We start from the raw sequence: 16,549 nt of genomic DNA, 5'->3' as shown, positions 1-16,549 counted from the left end.
GTCTGGCAGGACCGTCCCCCGCGGGACGTCGGGGTGGACGTCAGCTGATGCCGGCGTCCGCGCAGAGCTTCGCGAAGTCGTTGGCGCAGAGGTCGTCCTTGCTGACGCCTCCGTCGTCGACGACGTCCTTGACGTTGTCCTTCGTGATGGACTGCGGGGTGAGGAGGATCGAGGGAACCTCACGCTTGCCCTCGGAGTCCTCGGTGGTGCCGTTGGTCTCGGCCTTGTCGCCCTTGGCGAGCGCGATGGCCGCCTTGGCGAGCGCGCCGGCCTCCTGCGTGGCCGACTTGTACACCGACATGCACTGGTCGCCCTTGAGGATGTTCTGCAGGCCCTCGACCGTGGCGTCCTGGCCCGTGACCGGGACCTTGCCCTCCTGGCCGTTCTTCTGCAGGATCGAGATGACCGAGCCGGCGAGACCGTCGTTGGCCGCGTAGACGCCCTGGACGTCGCCGTCGACCTTCGTGTACAGCTGCTCGAAGATCGTGACGGCCTGCTCGTTGTCCCAGTCCGGGACGGCCTGCTCGCCGACGTTCTTGTACTTGCTGTTCTTGTCGAGGACGCTGTGCGCACCCTCGGAGAACAGCGTCGCGTTGTTGTCGGTGGGCGAGCCGTTCAGGTAGATGACGTTGGCGTCCTTGTCACCGAGGCACTGCTCGAGACCCTGGCCCTGCAGCTCGCCGACCTTGGTGTTGTCGAACGAGACGTAGTAGTCGGCCGAGCCGCCCAGCGTGAGCCGGTCGTAGTCGATCGTCTTGACGCCCTGCTGCGCGGCCTTCTCCTCGATGGAGGCACCGGAGTCGGAGTCGAGGTTGACGATCGCGAGGACGGTGACGCCGTCGGCGATCATGCTGTCCGCGATGGTGGCCATCTTGTCGGCGTCGCCCTCGGCGTTCTGGATCTCGTACTCGACGCCGGCCTCCTTGAAGGCCTTCTCGAGCGCCGGACGGTCGGCCGACTCCCAGCGCACCGAGGACTTGGTGTCGGGGAGGATGACGCCGATCTTGCCCGCGTCACCCTTGTTGTCGCCGCCGTCGTTCCCCGAGTCGCTGCTGCCGCAGGCGCTCAGCATGAGCGTGGCACCCATGAGCCCGGCCAGCACCAGATTGCGCGTCCGCTTCACACGAACCGCCTCCTTGATTCATCTCGCGCGACACGGAGACGACATCTGATCGACACCCGGACGCAATTGTTGTTTGCGTGAACCTATCGCGTGATCGGGGTCACGTCCAGCATCTTCAGACAATTTCGTGTCGCGGACAAACGAATTTCTTCCGCAGCCCCCGCCCGGGCGGTAGGTGAGACGCGGAACGCGGGTCGGCGGTAGCTGACACGCGCTACCGGGCCTCGATGACGCGGGCTACCTACCGCCCCGCCGGCGACCAGCGAGCGGGACCACGACCGACCACACCACCGCAGCCGCAGGACGAAGCCCTGACGCACCACCGCCCGCCATCCGGGCGGATGGCGGGCGGTGGTGGCGTTGCAGGTCAGGCGTGCGCGGCAGCCTTGAGGGCCTCGGCGCGGCCGGTGTCCTCCCACGGCAGGCCGGGGCGGCCGAAGTGGCCGTACGCGGCGGTCTGCGCGTAGATGGGGCGGAGCAGGTCGAGGTCGCGGACGATGGCGCCGGGTCGCAGGTCGAAGACCTCGAGGACGGCCTCGCGGATCGTGTCGACCGGGACGGTCTCGGTGCCGTAGGTGTCGACGTAGAAGCCGACCGGCTTGGCGACGCCGATCGCGTACGCGACCTGGACCTCGGCCTTGGTGGCGAGGCCGGCGGCGACGATGTTCTTCGCGACCCAGCGCATCGCGTACGCGGCGGAGCGGTCGACCTTGCTCGGGTCCTTGCCCGAGAACGCGCCGCCGCCGTGGCGGGCGTAGCCGCCATAGGTGTCGACGATGATCTTGCGGCCGGTCAGGCCGACGTCGCCCATGGGCCCGCCGATGACGAAGCGGCCGGTGGGGTTGACGTGCAGCTTGTAGTCGCTGGAGTCGATGTCGTACTGGCCGAGCACGACGTCGATGACGTGCTTCTTGATGTCGCCACGGAGCTGGGCGTCGAGGTCGATGCCCTCCTCGTGCTGCGTCGACACGACGATGGCCTCGACCCGCTTCGGCTTGTCGTCGTCGCCGTACTCGATGGTGACCTGCGTCTTGCCGTCGGCGCGCAGGTACGGCAGCGTGCCGTCCTTGCGGACCGCGGTCAGCTGCTCGGCGAGACGGTGCGCGATGGTGATCGGCAGCGGCATCAGCTCGGGGGTCTCGTCGATCGCGAAGCCGAACATGAGGCCCTGGTCGCCGGCACCCTGCAGGTCGAGCGGGTCGACGGAGCCGTCGGCGCGGTTCTCGAACGCGCTGTCGACGCCCTGGGCGATGTCGGGGCTCTGCGCGTCGAGGGTGATCTGCACGGCGCAGGACTCACCGTCGAACCCCTTGACGGAGGAGTCGTAGCCGATCTCCAGGACGCGGTCGCGGGCGATGCGCGCGATGTCGGCGTACGCCTCGGTGGTCACCTCGCCGCCGACGAGCACGAGGCCCGTGGTCACGTACGTCTCGCACGCGACACGGCTCTTGGGGTCCTCCGCCAGCAGCGCGTCGAGGACGCTGTCGCTGATCTGGTCGGCGATCTTGTCGGGGTGGCCCTCGGTCACCGACTCGGACGTGAAGAAGCGGCTCACTCGATCTCTCCTGTTGGCTGGGTGCGCTGGCGCCCGACGGCGTCGGGCGGTGGGCGGGGTGACTCCCCGGAGTGTAACGACGCTCAGCGCGAAGGGTTCTGCCGTCCCGCGCGTCGGACGATCTCGTCCCACAGCGTGTGGGCGAGCCTGGACTTGGAGCCGGGCGGCACCGGCACCTCGCTGCCGTCGGCGGCCAGGATCACCGCCTCGGTGTCCTCCCGTCCGAAGACCTTGCCCTCGCTGACGTCGTTGACGACGAGCAGCTCGCAGCCCTTGCGCTCGAGCTTGGCGCGACCGTGGCCCGCGACGCTGGCGTTCTCGTCGCCGGTCTCGGCGGCGAAGCCGACGATGAACGGACGTCGCGCCGCGCCGCGGTCGCGGACGAGGCCGGCGAGGATGTCGGGGTTCTCGACGAGCTCGACGACCGGCGTGCGCCCGTCGGCGCGCTTCTTGATCTTGCTGCCCGAGACGTCCGCCGGACGGAAGTCGGCAGGTGCCGCAGCCATGACGACGACGTCGGCGCGGGCCGCGGCGTCGACGACGGCGGCGTGCAGCTCGGCGGTGGTGACCACCTCGACGACGTCGACGCCGGCCGGGGCGGGCAGACCGACGTTGGCGGCGACGAGCGTGACGCTGGCGCCGCGCGCGACCGCGGCCTGCGCGATGGCGATGCCCTGCAGCCCCGACGAGCGGTTGCCGAGGTAGCGCACGGGGTCGAGGAACTCGCGCGTGCCGCCCGCGGAGACCACGACGTGCTGCCCGGCGAGGTCCTGGTCGTGGGCGTCGAGCACGTCCTGGCAGACGGCGAACAGCTGGTCGGGCTCCGGGAGCCGACCCTTGCCGGTGTCGCTGCCGGTGAGCCGGCCGGCGGCGGGCTCGACCACGAGCACGCCCCGCGAGCGCAACATCTCGACGTTGGCCTGCGTGGCCGCGTGCTCCCACATCTCGGTGTGCATGGCCGGCGCGAGCACCACGGGGCACCGCGCGGTCAGCAGGGTGTTGGAGAGCAGGTCGTCGGCGAGGCCGTGCGCGGCCTTGGCGAGCAGGTCGGCGGTCGCCGGTGCGACGACGACGAGGTCGGCCTCCTGGCCGAGCCGCACGTGGGGCACCTCGTGCACGTCGGACCACACGTCGGTGGCGACGGGCTGGCCGCTCAGCGCCTCCCAGGTGGGGGCGCCGACGAACTGCAGCGCGGACCGGGTGGGCACGACGCGGACGTCGTGACCCGACTCGGTGAACAGACGCAGCAGGGACGCCACCTTGTAGGCGGCGATGCCCCCGCCGACGCCCAGCACGACGCGGGGACGTAGGACGTCGCCCGGAACGGGTTCGCTCATGCGGGGCAGGTCAGACCTGGGACGACGCAGCAGCCCCGTTGCTCTGGTAGCCCTCGCTGCCGTCGGTCTCCTCGACCGTCAGCAGGTCCGCGTTGATCTCGCGCAGGGCGATGGAGAGCGGCTTCTCCTGGACCTCGGTCTCGAGCAGCGGTCCGACGTACTCCAGCAGGCCCTCGCCGAGCTGGGAGTAGTACGCGTTGATCTGACGCGCGCGCTTGGCGCTGTAGAGCACCAGCTTGTATTTGGAGTCGGCCTTGTCGAGCAGGTCGTCGATGGGCGGGTTCGTGATGCCCTCGGCCACGGAACGCGTGCTGGTCACTGTGCCTCGCAGAGAATGGATGGCGGAAAGTTCGGGTCAGGCCCGCGCGGGCCCGTCGAACAAGTCTATCAACTCCCGGCACGCGGCCCGGACGTCGGTGTTGACGATCGTGAGATCGAACTCGGCCTCGGCGGCGAGCTCCTCGCGGGCGGTGCGCAGGCGGCGCTCGCGCTCCTCGGGCCCCTCGGTGCCGCGCCCCACGAGTCGGCGCTCGAGCTCCTCGAACGACGGCGGTGCGAGGAAGCACATGAGGGCGTCCGGCATCGCCTGGCGCACCTGGCGCGCACCCTGGAGGTCGAGCTCGAGCAGGGCGGGCTCCCCCGCGTCGAGTCGCTCCTCGACGGGACCGCGCGGCGTGCCGTAGCGGTGGCGACCGTGCACGACGGCCCACTCGAGCAGCCCGTCGGTCTCGACGAGCCGGTCGAACTCGGCCTCGCTGACGAAGTGGTAGTGCACGCCCTCCTGCTCACCGGGACGGGGCGGGCGGGTGGTGGCCGACACGGAGATCCAGATGTCCGGCCGCTCCTCGCGCACGCAGGCCGCGACCGTCCCCTTGCCGACCGCGGTCGGGCCGGCGAGGACGACGAGCCGGGAGCGGACGGGTGACTCGGACGTGGCCGGGTCAGCGCTCACGGCTGCCGAACTCGCGCAGCAGCGCCTGCACCTGGTTGACGCCGAGGCCCCGCAGCCGACGGCTGTCGGCGATGCCGATGCGGTCCATGATCTCCTTGGCGCGGACCTTGCCCACGCCGGGCATCGACTGCAGCAGGTCGCTCACCTTGAGCTTGGCGATGACGTCGTCGACCCGCGCCTCGTTGATCACGTCGGCCAGGCTGGCGCCGGAGTGCTTGAGGCGGTTCTTCACCTCGGCGCGCACCTGCCGGGCCTGCGCGGCCTTGACGAGGGCGGCCTGCCGCTGCTCGGGGGTCAGCTGTGGGAGGGCCACGATGTCGTCCTCTCTCGTGCCGGGCGCGTCGTCGGGCCGGCGTGGGCGGGATGCGGAGCGGTCACTTGAGGGTGATCTCGCACTCGGTCTTCGCGTTCTTGACGACGGCGGTCCGCTGCGCCGACGTGTCGTTGAACTTCTCGTAGGCGTCGTTGAGGGTGCTGAGCTGGGTCTCGTCCAGCTTCGCCACGACGGCCTTGTCCTTCATGTCCTCCAGCGGGAGGCCGACCTTCTTCTGCGCCGCGAGCACGCCGTCGGTGACGTCGGCCAGCGCCGCCCAGTCCTTGCGGACGGAGGACGGCGCCTCCTTCGAGACGGTCCGGAAGGCCTTCGCGTACGCCGCGTAGCCGGCGTCGGTACGGGTCTTGCCGAAGGAGTTGAGCGCGTCCGCGTTCTTCTCTATGGCCGAGCAGTACGGGCTCTGGCCACCGCACCCGGTGAGCAGCAGGGTCGACAGCGCGGCCGCGGCAGCCGTGGCGACGTGCTTCGCACGGGGTCGCGTCATGCGGGTCTCCTCGAGGGGTCGGGATGCTCTGACCAGGGCCGACGGACGTCGGCCACGAGGGGAGCCTACAACTGCAGGGAGTCGTTCACGGCGACGGCGGCGCCGCGCAGCGCGGCCACGTCGGGTCCGGCCTGGAGCACCTGTCGCGACGTCGACGGCAGCACGTGCCGGGTGACGCCGTCGAAGATGCGTCGCAGGTCGTCGACGGTGCCGCCCTGGCTGCCGAACCCGGGGACGAGCAGCGGCCCGTTCACGTCGAGATCCTCGTCGGTCGAGCCGATCGTGGCGCCCACGACGGCGCCGTAGGAGCCCATCGGCGTCGCGCCCGCGTTCGCCTCGCGCAGCGCCGCGAGCACGTCGCCGGCGACCGTGCGCCCCGAGCCCGCGGTCGCGTGCTGCACCTGCGGACCCTCGGGGTTGGAGGTGAGCGCGAGGACGAAGACGCCGGCGTCGTTCTTCTCGGCCTCCTCCAGGAACGGCGCGAGCGACCCGAACCCCAGGAACGGGCTCACGGTCACCGCGTCGGCCGCCATCGGGCTGTCCTCGTCGAGGTAGGCCTCGGCGTAGGCGGCGGCGGTCGAGCCGATGTCGCCGCGCTTGACGTCGAGCACGGTCAGCGTGCCGGTGTGGCGCAGGTCCTGCAGCGTGCGCTCCAGGATCGCGACGCCGCGCGACCCGAACCGCTCGAAGAACGCCGACTGCGGCTTCACGAACGCGACCTGGCCGGCGAACGCCTCGACGCAGGCTGCGGCGAAGCGGTCGAGCCCGTCGAGGGTGTCGCCGACCCCCCACGCCTCGAGCAGCGAGGCGTGGGGGTCGATGCCGACGCAGACCGGCCCGTACGCGTCCATCGCGGCACGGGCCCGCGAGCCGAAGCTCACGACGCCGTCACCCGCGCCGCCCAGTCCTGCAGCGAGCGGACCCCGACACGCTGCTCCTGCAGCGCCTCGATGCCCTGCACGGCGGCCGCCAGGCCCTGGACCGTCGTGATGCACGGGATGCCCTCGGCCACCGCGGCCGTGCGGATCTCGTACCCGTCCATGCGGGCGTTCGTGCCGGCGGAGATGCCGTGCGGCGTGTTGATGATGAGGTCGACGTCCTGCTCGCGGATCTTGTCGACGATCGTCGACGGCTCCTGCCCCGGCAGCGGTGTCTCGTGCAGCTTGCGGATCACCGTGGCCTGCACGCCGTTGCGTGCGAGCACGACGGCCGTGCCGCTCGTCGCGAGGATCTCGAAGCCGAGGTCCGCGAGGCGCTTGATCGGGAAGATCATGTGCCGCTTGTCGCGGTTGGCGACCGACACGAACACCTTGCCCGACGTGGGTAGGCCGTTCTGGGCACCGGCCTGGCTCTTGGCGAACGCCGTGCCGAAGGTCGTGTCGAAGCCCATGACCTCGCCGGTCGAGCGCATCTCCGGGCCGAGCAGCGTGTCGACGTAGGTGCCCTCGTACGTGCGGAACCGGTTGAAGGGCATCACGGCCTCCTTGACCGCGATCGGCGCGTCGTCGGGCAGCAGGCCACCGTCGCGGCCCGTGGGCAGCAGCCCCTCGGCGCGCAGGTCGGCGATCGACTCCCCCAGCATGATCCGGGCGGCGGCCTTCGCGAGCGGCGTCGCCGTGGCCTTGGAGACGAACGGCACCGTGCGGCTCGCCCGCGGGTTGGCCTCGATGACGTAGAGGATGTCCGACGACAGCGCGAACTGGATGTTCACGAGCCCGCGCACCCCGACGCCCCGCGCGATGGCCTCGGTGGCCTCGCGGATGCGGTCGACCTCGAGCCCGCCGAGCGTGATCGGCGGGAGCGCGCACGCCGAGTCACCGGAGTGCACCCCGGCCTCCTCGATGTGCTCCATGACCCCGCCCAGGAACAGCTCCTCGCCGTCGAACAGCGCGTCGACGTCGATCTCGATGGCGTCGTCGAGGAACCGGTCGACGAGCACCGGACGTTCGGGCGTGATCTCCGTGGCACGCGAGATGTACTCCTCGAGCGTCTGCTCGTCGTACACGATCTCCATGCCACGCCCGCCGAGCACGTACGACGGACGCACCAGCACCGGGTAGCCGATCTCGTCGGCGATCTGCCGGGCGTGCTCGAACGTCGTGGCCATGCCGCTCTTGGGCGCGACGAGGCCGGCGGCGTCGAGCACCTGGCCGAACGCGCCACGCTCCTCCGCGAGGTCGATCGCCGACGGCTGCGTGCCGACGATGGGCACGCCGGCGGCCTCCAGGCCCGCGGCCAGGCCGAGCGGCGTCTGGCCGCCCAGCTGCACGACGACGCCGGCCACCGGGCCCGCCTGCTGCTCGGCGTGCACGACCTCCAGCACGTCCTCGAGCGTCAGCGGCTCGAAGTAGAGCCGGTCGGCGGTGTCGTAGTCGGTCGAGACCGTCTCGGGGTTGCAGTTGACCATGACGGTCTCGTAGCCCACCGCACTGAGCGCCTGCACCGCGTGCACGCACGAGTAGTCGAACTCGATGCCCTGGCCGATCCGGTTCGGGCCGCTGCCCAGCACCAGCACGGCAGGCTTCTCGCGCGGCTCGACCTCGGTCTCCTCGTCGTAGGAGGAGTAGTGGTACGGCGTGCGCGCCGCGAACTCCGCCGCGCACGTGTCGACCGTCTTGTAGACCGGGCGCACGCCGAGCGCGTGCCGCACGCCGCGCACGACGTCGGCCGACATGCCGCGGATCCGGCCGAGCTGCGCGTCGGAGAAGCCGTGCCGCTTCGCCCGGCGCAGCAGCGCCGGCGACAGCTCGGGCGCCTCGATCAGCTCCGTGGCCACCTCGTTGATGAGGGCCAGCTGGTCGACGAACCACGGGTCGATGCTCGTGGCCGCGAAGATCTCGTCGGGCGTGGCGCCGGCGCGGATCGCGTCCATGACCTTCTTCAGGCGGCCGTCGTGCGGGCGCTCGATCTCCTCGAGCAGGTTCGTCTTGTCGAGCTCGACCCACTCCTTGCTCCAGTCGAACTCCGCGCCCGGGCGCTCCAGCGAGCGCAGCGCCTTCTGCAGCGCCTCGGTGAAGCTGCGGCCGATGGCCATCGCCTCGCCGACGGACTTCATGTGCGTCGTCAGGGTCGAGTCGGCGGCCGGGAACTTCTCGAACGCGAACCGCGGCACCTTCACCACCACGTAGTCGAGCGTCGGCTCGAACGACGCGGGCGTCTCGCGGGTGATGTCGTTCGGGATCTCGTCGAGCGTGTAGCCGATGGCCACCTTGGCGGCGATCTTGGCGATCGGGAAGCCGGTGGCCTTGGACGCGAGCGCCGACGAGCGCGACACGCGCGGGTTCATCTCGATGACGACGATGCGGCCGTTCTCCGGGTTGACCGCGAACTGGATGTTGCAGCCGCCGGTGTCGACGCCGACCTCGCGGATGACGCCGAGGGAGATGTCGCGCAGCCGCTGGTACTCGACGTCGGTGAGGGTCAGGGCCGGGGCCACGGTGATCGAGTCGCCCGTGTGCACGCCGACCGGGTCGAAGTTCTCGATCGAGCAGACGATCACCACGTTGTCGGCGGTGTCGCGCATGACCTCGAGCTCGTACTCCTTCCAGCCGAGGATCGACTCCTCCAGGAGCACCTCGGTGGTGGGGCTCAGCGCCAGGCCGGACCCGGCGATGCGGTGCAGGTCGTCCTCGTCGTAGGCCAGGCCCGAGCCGGACCCGCCCATCGTGAACGACGGGCGCACGACGACGGGGTAGCCGCCGAGCTGCTCGACGCCGGCGAGGCACTCGTCCATCGTGTGGCAGATGACCGAGCGGGCCACCTCCGCGCCCCACTCCTTCGGCAGACCCTCGACGATCCGCTTGAAGATCTCGCGGTTCTCGCCCTTCTCGATCGCCTCGACCGACGCGCCGATCAGCTCGACGCCGTACTTCTCGAGCGTCCCGGCCTTGTCGAGCGCGATCGCCGCGTTCAGCGCGGTCTGGCCGCCGAGGGTCGCGAGCAGGGCGTCGGGACGCTCCTTCGCGATCACCTTCTCGACGAACTCGGGCGTGATCGGCTCGACGTACGTGGCGTCGGCGAACTCGGGGTCGGTCATGATCGTCGCGGGGTTGGAGTTCACGAGGATCACGCGGATGCCCTCCTCGCGGAGGACGCGGCACGCCTGGGTGCCGGAGTAGTCGAACTCGCAGGCCTGCCCGATGACGATCGGGCCGGAGCCGATGACGAGGATCGAGGAGATGTCGGTGCGCTTGGGCATCAGTCGCTCACCTTCGCGTGGTCGGGGGCGTGGTCGTTCATCAGCTGGACGAACCGGTCGAACAGGTACGCCGCGTCGTGCGGGCCGGCGGCGGCCTCCGGGTGGTACTGGACGCTGAACGCGGGTCCGTCGACGAGCGCGACGCCCTCGACGACCTGGTCGTTGAGGCCGACGTGGGTCACGTGCGCGTCGCCGTAGGGCGTCTCGAACGTGCCGTCGAGCGGCGCGTCGACCGCGAAGCCGTGGTTCTGGCTCGTGATCTCGACCTTGCCCGTCGTGCGGTCCTGCACCGGCTGGTTGATGCCGCGGTGCCCGTACTTCAGCTTGTAGGTGCCTCGACCCAGGGCGCGGCCGAGCATCTGGTTGCCCAGGCAGATCCCGAAGTACGGGATGCGCCGCTCGAGCACCTCGCGCAGCACGCCGACGACGTGGTCGGCCGTGGCCGGGTCGCCGGGGCCGTTGGACATGAACACGCCGCTCGGCCCCCCCTGGTCGGCACCGACCGCCAGCACGTCGTCGATGGTCGAGGAGGCGGGCAGCACGTGCACCTCGATGCCGCGCTCGGCCAGCCGGCGCGGGGTCATGCCCTTGATGCCGAGGTCGACGGCGGCCACGGTGAACCGCCTCTCCCCCACCGCGGGCACCACGTAGGGCTCGGGCGTCGTGACGTCGTCGAGGAAGCTGGAGCCCTCCATCGGGGGTGCCTCGTTCACCAGCGCCACGAGGGCGTCGAGCGAGCCCCCGACGTGCTGCGGGTCGCTGCTGATCGCGGCACGCATCGAGCCACGCTCGCGCAGGTGACGCGTGAGCGCGCGGGTGTCGACGGCGCTGATGCCGACGACGCCCTGCTCGGTCAGCAGGTCGTCGAGCGACCGGTTCGAGCGCCAGCTGCTGCGCACCCGCGAGGGGTCGCGCACGACGTAGCCGTCGACCCACACGCGTCGGGACTCGAAGTCCTCGTCGTTGACACCGGTGTTGCCGATGTGCGGCGCCGTCATGACGACGATCTGGCCGCGGTAGGAGGGGTCGGTCAGCGTCTCCTGGTAGCCGGTCATGCCCGTGGCGAAGACGATCTCGGCGATCGTCGTGCCCTGCGCACCGAAGGACTCGCCGCGGAACGCGCGACCGTCCTCGAGCACGAGCACGGCGGGGACGCGGCGCTCCGGGCGGCGGGAGGAGAAGGCTTCGTGGGTCTGGCTCATGGGTGGACTCCTTCGGTCAGCTCGCCGGACAGGACGGTGGGGACGCCACGCAGGAACGTGGCGACGACCCGGCCGGGCAGCTCGTGCCCGGCGTAGGGGGTGTTGCGCGACAGCGACGCGGTGTCGCCGGGGGTGACGACGCGCGTGGCGGACGGGTCGTAGAGGACGACGTGCGCCGGCTCACCGACGGCCAGCGGTCGGCCGTGCTCGGCGACCCGGCCGATGCGCGCCGGGCGCGCCGACATCGCCTCGGCGACCTGCTCCCAGGTAAGGGCGCCGGTGTCGACCATCGTCTGCTGCACGATCGACAGCGCGGTCTCGAGGCCGATCATCCCGAAGGCGGCGGCCGCGAACTCGCACTCCTTGTCCTCCATGGGGTGCGGCGCGTGGTCGGTCGCGACGATGTCGATGGTGCCGTCGGCCAGGCCCTCGCGGACCGCGGCGACGTCGTCGGCGGTGCGCAGCGGCGGGTTGACCTTGTAGATCGGGTCGTAGCTGCGGACCAGCTCGTCGGTGAGGAGCAGGTGGTGCGGCGTGACCTCCGCGGTCACGTCGATGCCCCGGCTCTTCGCCCAGCGGACGATCTCGACGGAGCCGCGCGTGGACAGGTGGCAGACGTGCAGGCGGGAGCCGACGTGCTCGGCGAGCAGCACGTCGCGGGCGATGATCGCCTCCTCGGCGACCGCCGGCCAGCCGACCAGGCCGAGCTCGCCCGACAGGGCGCCCTCGTTCATCTGGGCGCCCTCGGTGAGCCGCGGCTCCTGCGCGTGCTGCGCGACGACGCCGTCGAAGGCCTTGACGTACTCGAGCGCGCGGCGCATCAGCACCGCGTCGGACACGCAGATGCCGTCGTCGGAGAAGACGCGCACGCCCGCGGCGGAGTCGGCCATGGCGCCCAGCTCGGCGAGGCGCTCGCCCTTCAGCCCGACGGTGACGGCGCCGACGGGCTGGACGTCGCAGAAGCCGCCCTCGCGGCCGAGCCGCCAGACCTGCTCGACGACACCCGCGGTGTCGGCGACCGGCGAGGTGTTCGCCATCGCGTGCACGCAGGTGAACCCGCCGCGCGCGGCGGACTGCGTGCCGGTGAGCACCGTCTCGGCGTCCTCGCGGCCCGGCTCGCGCAGGTGGGTGTGCAGGTCGACGAGACCGGGCAGCGCGACGAGGCCGTCGGCGTCGACGACCGTGACGTCCTGGTCGACCTCGAGACCTGCACCGATCTCGACGATCACGCCGTCGCGCAGCAGCAGGTCGGTGGGGTCGCCGCCGAGCGGACGCGCGTTGCGGAGGAGGTAGGCGGTCATGCGGTTCCTTCGTTCGAGCCGTCGGCGGGCGCGCCACCGAGGAGCAGGTAGAGCACGGCCATCCGCACCGCGACGCCGTTCGTGACCTGCTCGACGATCACGGAGCGGTCGGAGTCGGCGACGTCGGCACTGATCTCCATGCCGCGGTTCATCGGGCCGGGGTGCATGACCACCGCGTGGTCGGGCAGCCGGTTCATGCGCGCGCGGTCGAGGCCGTAGCGGCGGCTGTACTCGCGGGCGCTCGGGAAGTAGGCGGCGTTCATCCGCTCCCCCTGGACCCCGCAGCATCATGAGCGCGTCGGTGCCCTCGAGCGTGGCGTCGAGGTCGTAGGACGTGCTGACCGGCCACGTGTGGACGCCGACCGGCAGCAGCGTCGGCGGGGCGACGAGCGTGACGTGCGCGCCCAGCGTGTGCAGCAGGAGCGCGTTGGAGCGGGCGACACGGCTGTGCAGCACGTCGCCGACGATGGTGATCCGCTTGCCGGCGAGGTCGGCACCGGTGTCGGCGCCTGCACCATCCGCCGCCCGCGCCCCGGCACCCCCGCCAACCAGGTGGCGACGCATGGTGAAGGCGTCGAGCAGGGCCTGGGTGGGGTGCTCGTGCGTGCCGTCGCCGGCGTTGACCACGGCTCCCTTCGTCCAGGCCTCGTGCGCCAGGCGGTGCGGCGCACCTGACGCCCCGTGGCGGACGACGACCGCGTCGGCGCCCATCGCCTGCAGCGTCAGGGCGGTGTCCTTCAGGCCCTCGCCCTTGGAGGCGCTCGAGCCCTTGGCGGAGAAGTTGATGACGTCGGCGGAGAGCCGCTTGGCCGCCGCCTCGAAGCTGATGCGGGTGCGCGTGGAGTCCTCGAAGAAGAGGTTGACGACCGTCCGGCCGCGCAGCGTCGGGAGCTTCTTGATGGGCCGCTGCGCCACGCCGAGCAGCTCCTCGGCGGTGTCGAGGATGCGGACGGCCTCGTCGCGGCTCAGGTCGCCGGCGCTCAGCAGGTGCTTCACGCGACCCCTCCTCGGATCGTCACGGAGTCGGCCTGGTCGTCGACCTCGGCGAGCCGGACGCGCACCTTCTCCGCGAGCGACGTCGGCAGGTTCTTGCCCACGAAGTCGGCGCGGATGGGCAGCTCCCGGTGGCCGCGGTCGACGAGGACCGCCAGCTGCACGGCCTTCGGCCGGCCGAGGTCGGCGAGGGCGTCGAGCGCCGCACGGATGGTGCGACCGCTCATCAGCACGTCGTCGACGAGCACGACGGTGCGTCCGTCGACGTCCTCAGGGATCTCGGTGTGCTCCAGCGACCGCACCGGGCCGCTGTGCAGGTCGTCGCGGTACATCGTGATGTCGAGCGCACCGGCGGTGATCGTCCGGCCCTCGACCTCGCTCATGCGGGCCGCGATCCGGCGCGCGAGCGGCACGCCCCGGGTGGGGATGCCGAGGATGACGAGCCCGTCGGCGTCGCGGTTGCGCTCGAGGATCTCGTGGGTGATGCGGGTCAGCGCCCGCGAGATGTCGGTCTCGTCGAGGACCGTGCGACCGGCCTCGTCTGCGGCGGAAGCGCCGGGTGCCGGGTCACGCGTGTCAGGACCGGGAGTGCCGTCGGGCACGACCATGTCTGACCTCCTTCTCCGCCTCACGGGACGGTGGTTAAAGGACGTCGGATGGAACGGCTCGAGCCTAGCAGCGGTGGACCGCGAGCCGATCAGGGGTCGGGGGTGGTGGACAGGGCGCGGGTGCGGGCCTGGAGGTCGGCGACGAGGCGCTCCCGCTCGGGCTGCTCGAGGTCGTCACCGACCTGCACGGTCCAGCGCCAGCGGTCGTCCGTCCAGCCGGTCGTCACGGTTCCGCGCGCGGCGGGTCCCTCGTCGCCCTCCCCTGCATCCTCGTCGTCCTCCGCCTCCAGCGGGGCGCGCAGCACCGAGAGCCAGGCCGATGCGTTCCAGTGCAGCGAGACGACCTCCCCGTCGCCCACGACGTACGCCTCGGCAGTGCCCACGCTCCTCACGGAGAGGGCATCCAGACCGAGGTCGGCCACGAGCGTCGCCGTCGCCTCCCGGTTCCGCGCCACCACGGTCGCGACGTCCTCGGTCGCGTCCACGTAGCCCAGACCGCCGGGACCCGTGCTGAAGGAGCCTTCCCAAGCAAAGAGCTCGGGCGGGTGCGGGTCCACGACCGCCAGCTCCTCCCACCGGAAGTTGAGCTCGTACGCACCCTCACAGGCCAGGAGGCGACCGTCGCTCCCGTTGACGACGTACCGCACCTCGCCGACACCTTCCGGGAGGACGAGACGGACGTCCCAGGCATCGCGACCGAGGTACGTCGTGCGTCGGAGCGGAGCCGCGAACTCCGCGGGGCCGTGCCTCCAGTCCCCGGCGATGAGCCAGTCGACAGGTCGAGGGCGCGCCAGCACGGCACCGAACGGCGCGTGCATCTCACCGAGCCCCCGGCCAACCTGCTGCGGCACGCCGTCGTCGGCCTCGTCGTGGTGGAAGAGATATCCCACCTCGTCACCCTGGATGCTCCTCGGGCGGCCGGACTCGTCGTCGACACGCCACCGATGGGCGTGCTTGCGGACGCGGAAGCGCGTGAGCTCCTCGGACTCCTCGTCGAGACGGACCGCGAGCACGCCTTCGGTCGGCTCCTCGGCCGCCTCTCCCGCGACCATGCGGACGAGGATCTCCAGCCACTGCGCGTCGGTCATGGAGGAAGCGTCGCACGCCCGGGGGCCGCGGAGGCCGTGCACGAGTTCAGGACCTTCGCCGGGCGTCGAATCTGCTGTAATCCGAGGATGAAGGTGACCTCAGTGACTTTGTTTTCGAACATCTCTTCGGTATCATGAAGTCATGTCCAGCACTCAGCTCGCCGACCGGCTCGAGGCCGTCGCCGCCGAGCTGCGCGCCTACCCGACGTCTAGCGACGCGCTGCGGATCCTGCAGGGACTCTCGAACGCGATCGATGCGGAGAAGGTGGCGCTGGTCGCGGAGGTGGACGAGCATCGCGACTTCGAGGCCGAGGGCTGCTCGAGCCTGAAGAACTGGCTGCGTGACCAGCTCCACCTCGACGGCAGACAGGCGGGCCAGCTGGTCCGCTCCGGCCGGACGCTGCGGGACATGCCCGACCTGGAGTCACTCGCCGTCGAGGGCGCCGTCTCGCTCGACCATGTGGACGCGTTCGGCTACGCCGCCAGGCACATCGACCCGATGGTCGTCGAACGCTCGATGGACTGGATGCTGCGTCTGGCCGAGCGGGCCGAGCCGGTCCAGATCCGCAAGGCCGTCAAGAAGCTGCGTGCGACCGCCCACCCCGACGACCTCGACGAGGCCTGGATCAAGGGCATGGACCGCCACGACATCAAGGTCTCCGTCGTCGGCGACGGCGTCGCCGTGACCGGGTTCCTGCCCTTCGACACCGGCACCAAGCTCAAGACGCTCCTGCAGTCGCTGTCCGCACCTACCTGCGCCGAGGACGACCGACCCGTCGCCGAACGCCGCGTCACCGCCCTCGACCAGCTCCTGTCCGGCATCCTCGCCTCGGGCCTGCCGCAGGACAGAGGCGTGCGCCCCCACGTGGACCTGACCGCCGACCTCGCCCAGATCGCCCAGGACCCCGACCGAACCACCGGCGAGCTCGCCGGGTTCGGGACCATCGGCCCCGGCCAGCTGCAGCAGATGCTCTGCGACGCCGACCTCACCCCCATCCTGACCGCCGGCAGACACACCGTCCTCGACGTCGGCCGCACCCACCGCCTCGCCACCCCGGCTCAGCGCAAGGCGATCGTCACCCGGCAAGGCGGCACCTGCGCCGGCCCCGGCTGCAGAGGACCCGTGGTCCACGTCCACCACATCACCTACTGGTCCGACGGCGGCGCCACCGACCTCGCCAACCTCATCGGACTCTGCCCGAGCCTGGGGGTCCCCCCACACAAGGCGCGTAGCGGTGGGGGAGCACGCAGCAGCGCATCAAGGGTTCTTCACCATCGACCCCCACACCCACCAGACCCACCGCACCCTGCACACCCGACACGCCAGCCGCCGCACCCGCGCCGGCTGAGGCCCTGAAGAACGTCGGACCCCCG

The 16,549-nt window shown here is 71.1% G+C and carries 14 protein-coding genes and 1 pseudogene; 1 reads left to right on the top strand and 14 read right to left on the bottom strand.

Features of this window, described 5'->3' with window-relative positions:
• Nucleotides 1-40: 40 nt before the first annotated feature.
• From QE370_RS12985 to QE370_RS12920, 14 genes and pseudogenes are all read right to left on the bottom strand, one after another.
• Nucleotides 41-1,123: a sugar ABC transporter substrate-binding protein gene (locus tag QE370_RS12985; RefSeq protein WP_253025767.1), complete on the bottom strand. Its 1,083-nt coding sequence runs from the start codon at nt 1,121-1,123 to the stop codon at nt 41-43.
• Between the two features lie 367 nt (nt 1,124-1,490).
• Entirely contained in the window at nt 1,491-2,678 is a 1,188-nt protein-coding gene (metK, locus tag QE370_RS12980; RefSeq protein WP_253025765.1) for a methionine adenosyltransferase, read from the bottom strand.
• A gap of 83 nt (nt 2,679-2,761) precedes the next feature.
• The gene (gene coaBC, locus QE370_RS12975) at nt 2,762-4,015 is read right to left on the bottom strand and encodes a bifunctional phosphopantothenoylcysteine decarboxylase/phosphopantothenate--cysteine ligase CoaBC (RefSeq protein ID WP_309634599.1); all 1,254 of its coding nucleotides are present in this window, start codon (nt 4,013-4,015) and stop codon (nt 2,762-2,764) included.
• 10 nt (nt 4,016-4,025) lie between these two features.
• Nucleotides 4,026-4,334 carry a DNA-directed RNA polymerase subunit omega gene (gene rpoZ / locus QE370_RS12970; protein ID WP_083516376.1) on the bottom strand — a complete coding sequence of 103 codons (309 nt, stop codon included), beginning with the start codon at nt 4,332-4,334 and terminating at the stop codon, nt 4,026-4,028.
• Nucleotides 4,335-4,370: 36 nt separating this feature from the next.
• Entirely contained in the window at nt 4,371-4,967 is a 597-nt protein-coding gene (gmk, locus tag QE370_RS12965) for a guanylate kinase (protein ID WP_309634598.1), read from the bottom strand.
• Nucleotides 4,957-5,280, bottom strand: a complete 324-nt coding sequence (gene mihF / locus QE370_RS12960; RefSeq protein WP_309634597.1) for an integration host factor, actinobacterial type — start codon at nt 5,278-5,280, stop codon at nt 4,957-4,959. The genes gmk and mihF overlap by 11 nt, the downstream gene beginning before the upstream one ends.
• Before the next feature lie 61 nt (nt 5,281-5,341).
• On the bottom strand, nt 5,342-5,785 hold the full coding sequence (locus QE370_RS12955) for a hypothetical protein (protein ID WP_253025759.1): 444 nt from the start codon (nt 5,783-5,785) through the stop codon (nt 5,342-5,344).
• Between the two features lie 65 nt (nt 5,786-5,850).
• On the bottom strand, nt 5,851-6,666 hold the full coding sequence (gene pyrF, locus QE370_RS12950; RefSeq protein WP_309634596.1) for an orotidine-5'-phosphate decarboxylase: 816 nt from the start codon (nt 6,664-6,666) through the stop codon (nt 5,851-5,853).
• Nucleotides 6,663-9,983 (bottom strand): carbamoyl-phosphate synthase large subunit, encoded by a 3,321-nt coding sequence (gene carB / locus QE370_RS12945; protein WP_309634595.1) that lies wholly within the window; start codon nt 9,981-9,983, stop codon nt 6,663-6,665. The genes pyrF and carB overlap by 4 nt, the downstream gene beginning before the upstream one ends.
• Entirely contained in the window at nt 9,983-11,185 is a 1,203-nt protein-coding gene (gene carA, locus QE370_RS12940) for a glutamine-hydrolyzing carbamoyl-phosphate synthase small subunit (protein WP_309634594.1), read from the bottom strand. Before carA ends, carB begins: the two co-directional genes overlap by 1 nt.
• The gene (locus tag QE370_RS12935) at nt 11,182-12,486 is read right to left on the bottom strand and encodes a dihydroorotase (RefSeq protein WP_309634593.1); all 1,305 of its coding nucleotides are present in this window, start codon (nt 12,484-12,486) and stop codon (nt 11,182-11,184) included. The genes carA and QE370_RS12935 overlap by 4 nt, the downstream gene beginning before the upstream one ends.
• Nucleotides 12,483-13,482 (bottom strand): annotated as a pseudogene (locus QE370_RS12930) (aspartate carbamoyltransferase catalytic subunit). The gene QE370_RS12935 and the pseudogene QE370_RS12930 overlap by 4 nt, the downstream one beginning before the upstream one ends.
• The gene (gene pyrR, locus QE370_RS12925; RefSeq protein WP_253025747.1) at nt 13,479-14,087 is read right to left on the bottom strand and encodes a bifunctional pyr operon transcriptional regulator/uracil phosphoribosyltransferase PyrR; all 609 of its coding nucleotides are present in this window, start codon (nt 14,085-14,087) and stop codon (nt 13,479-13,481) included. Before pyrR ends, QE370_RS12930 begins: the two are co-directional and overlap by 4 nt.
• Before the next feature lie 89 nt (nt 14,088-14,176).
• The gene (locus QE370_RS12920) at nt 14,177-15,175 is read right to left on the bottom strand and encodes a hypothetical protein (protein WP_309634592.1); all 999 of its coding nucleotides are present in this window, start codon (nt 15,173-15,175) and stop codon (nt 14,177-14,179) included.
• A gap of 142 nt (nt 15,176-15,317) precedes the next feature.
• Here QE370_RS12920 and QE370_RS12915 point away from each other — a divergent pair, with 142 nt between their 5' ends.
• Complete coding sequence (locus QE370_RS12915) at nt 15,318-16,532, top strand: DUF222 domain-containing protein (protein ID WP_309634591.1); 1,215 nt, start codon at nt 15,318-15,320, stop codon at nt 16,530-16,532.
• The last annotated feature ends 17 nt before the right edge of the window (nt 16,533-16,549 follow it).

Origin of the sequence: Aeromicrobium sp. SORGH_AS_0981 (assembly GCF_031453195.1) — a bacterium.
Lineage (GTDB): Bacteria > Actinomycetota > Actinomycetes > Propionibacteriales > Nocardioidaceae > Aeromicrobium.
The sequence above is the reverse complement of the archived record's forward strand: the minus strand, read 5'-3'. Positions and strand labels throughout refer to the sequence as shown.

Bases quoted from the DNA above. Each gene is read 5' to 3' on its own strand.
- coaBC (WP_309634599.1), bottom strand. From the start codon at position 4,015: ATGAGCGAACCCGTTCCGGGCGACGTCCTACGTCCCCGCGTCGTGCTG.
- QE370_RS12955 (WP_253025759.1), bottom strand. From the start codon at position 5,785: ATGACGCGACCCCGTGCGAAGCACGTCGCCACGGCTGCCGCGGCCGCG.
- carB (WP_309634595.1), bottom strand. From the start codon at position 9,983: ATGCCCAAGCGCACCGACATCTCCTCGATCCTCGTCATCGGCTCCGGC.
- carA (WP_309634594.1), bottom strand. From the start codon at position 11,185: ATGAGCCAGACCCACGAAGCCTTCTCCTCCCGCCGCCCGGAGCGCCGC.
- QE370_RS12935 (WP_309634593.1), bottom strand. From the start codon at position 12,486: ATGACCGCCTACCTCCTCCGCAACGCGCGTCCGCTCGGCGGCGACCCC.
- pyrR (WP_253025747.1), bottom strand. From the start codon at position 14,087: ATGGTCGTGCCCGACGGCACTCCCGGTCCTGACACGCGTGACCCGGCA.
- QE370_RS12920 (WP_309634592.1), bottom strand. From the start codon at position 15,175: ATGACCGACGCGCAGTGGCTGGAGATCCTCGTCCGCATGGTCGCGGGA.
- QE370_RS12915 (WP_309634591.1), top strand. From the start codon at position 15,318: ATGTCCAGCACTCAGCTCGCCGACCGGCTCGAGGCCGTCGCCGCCGAG.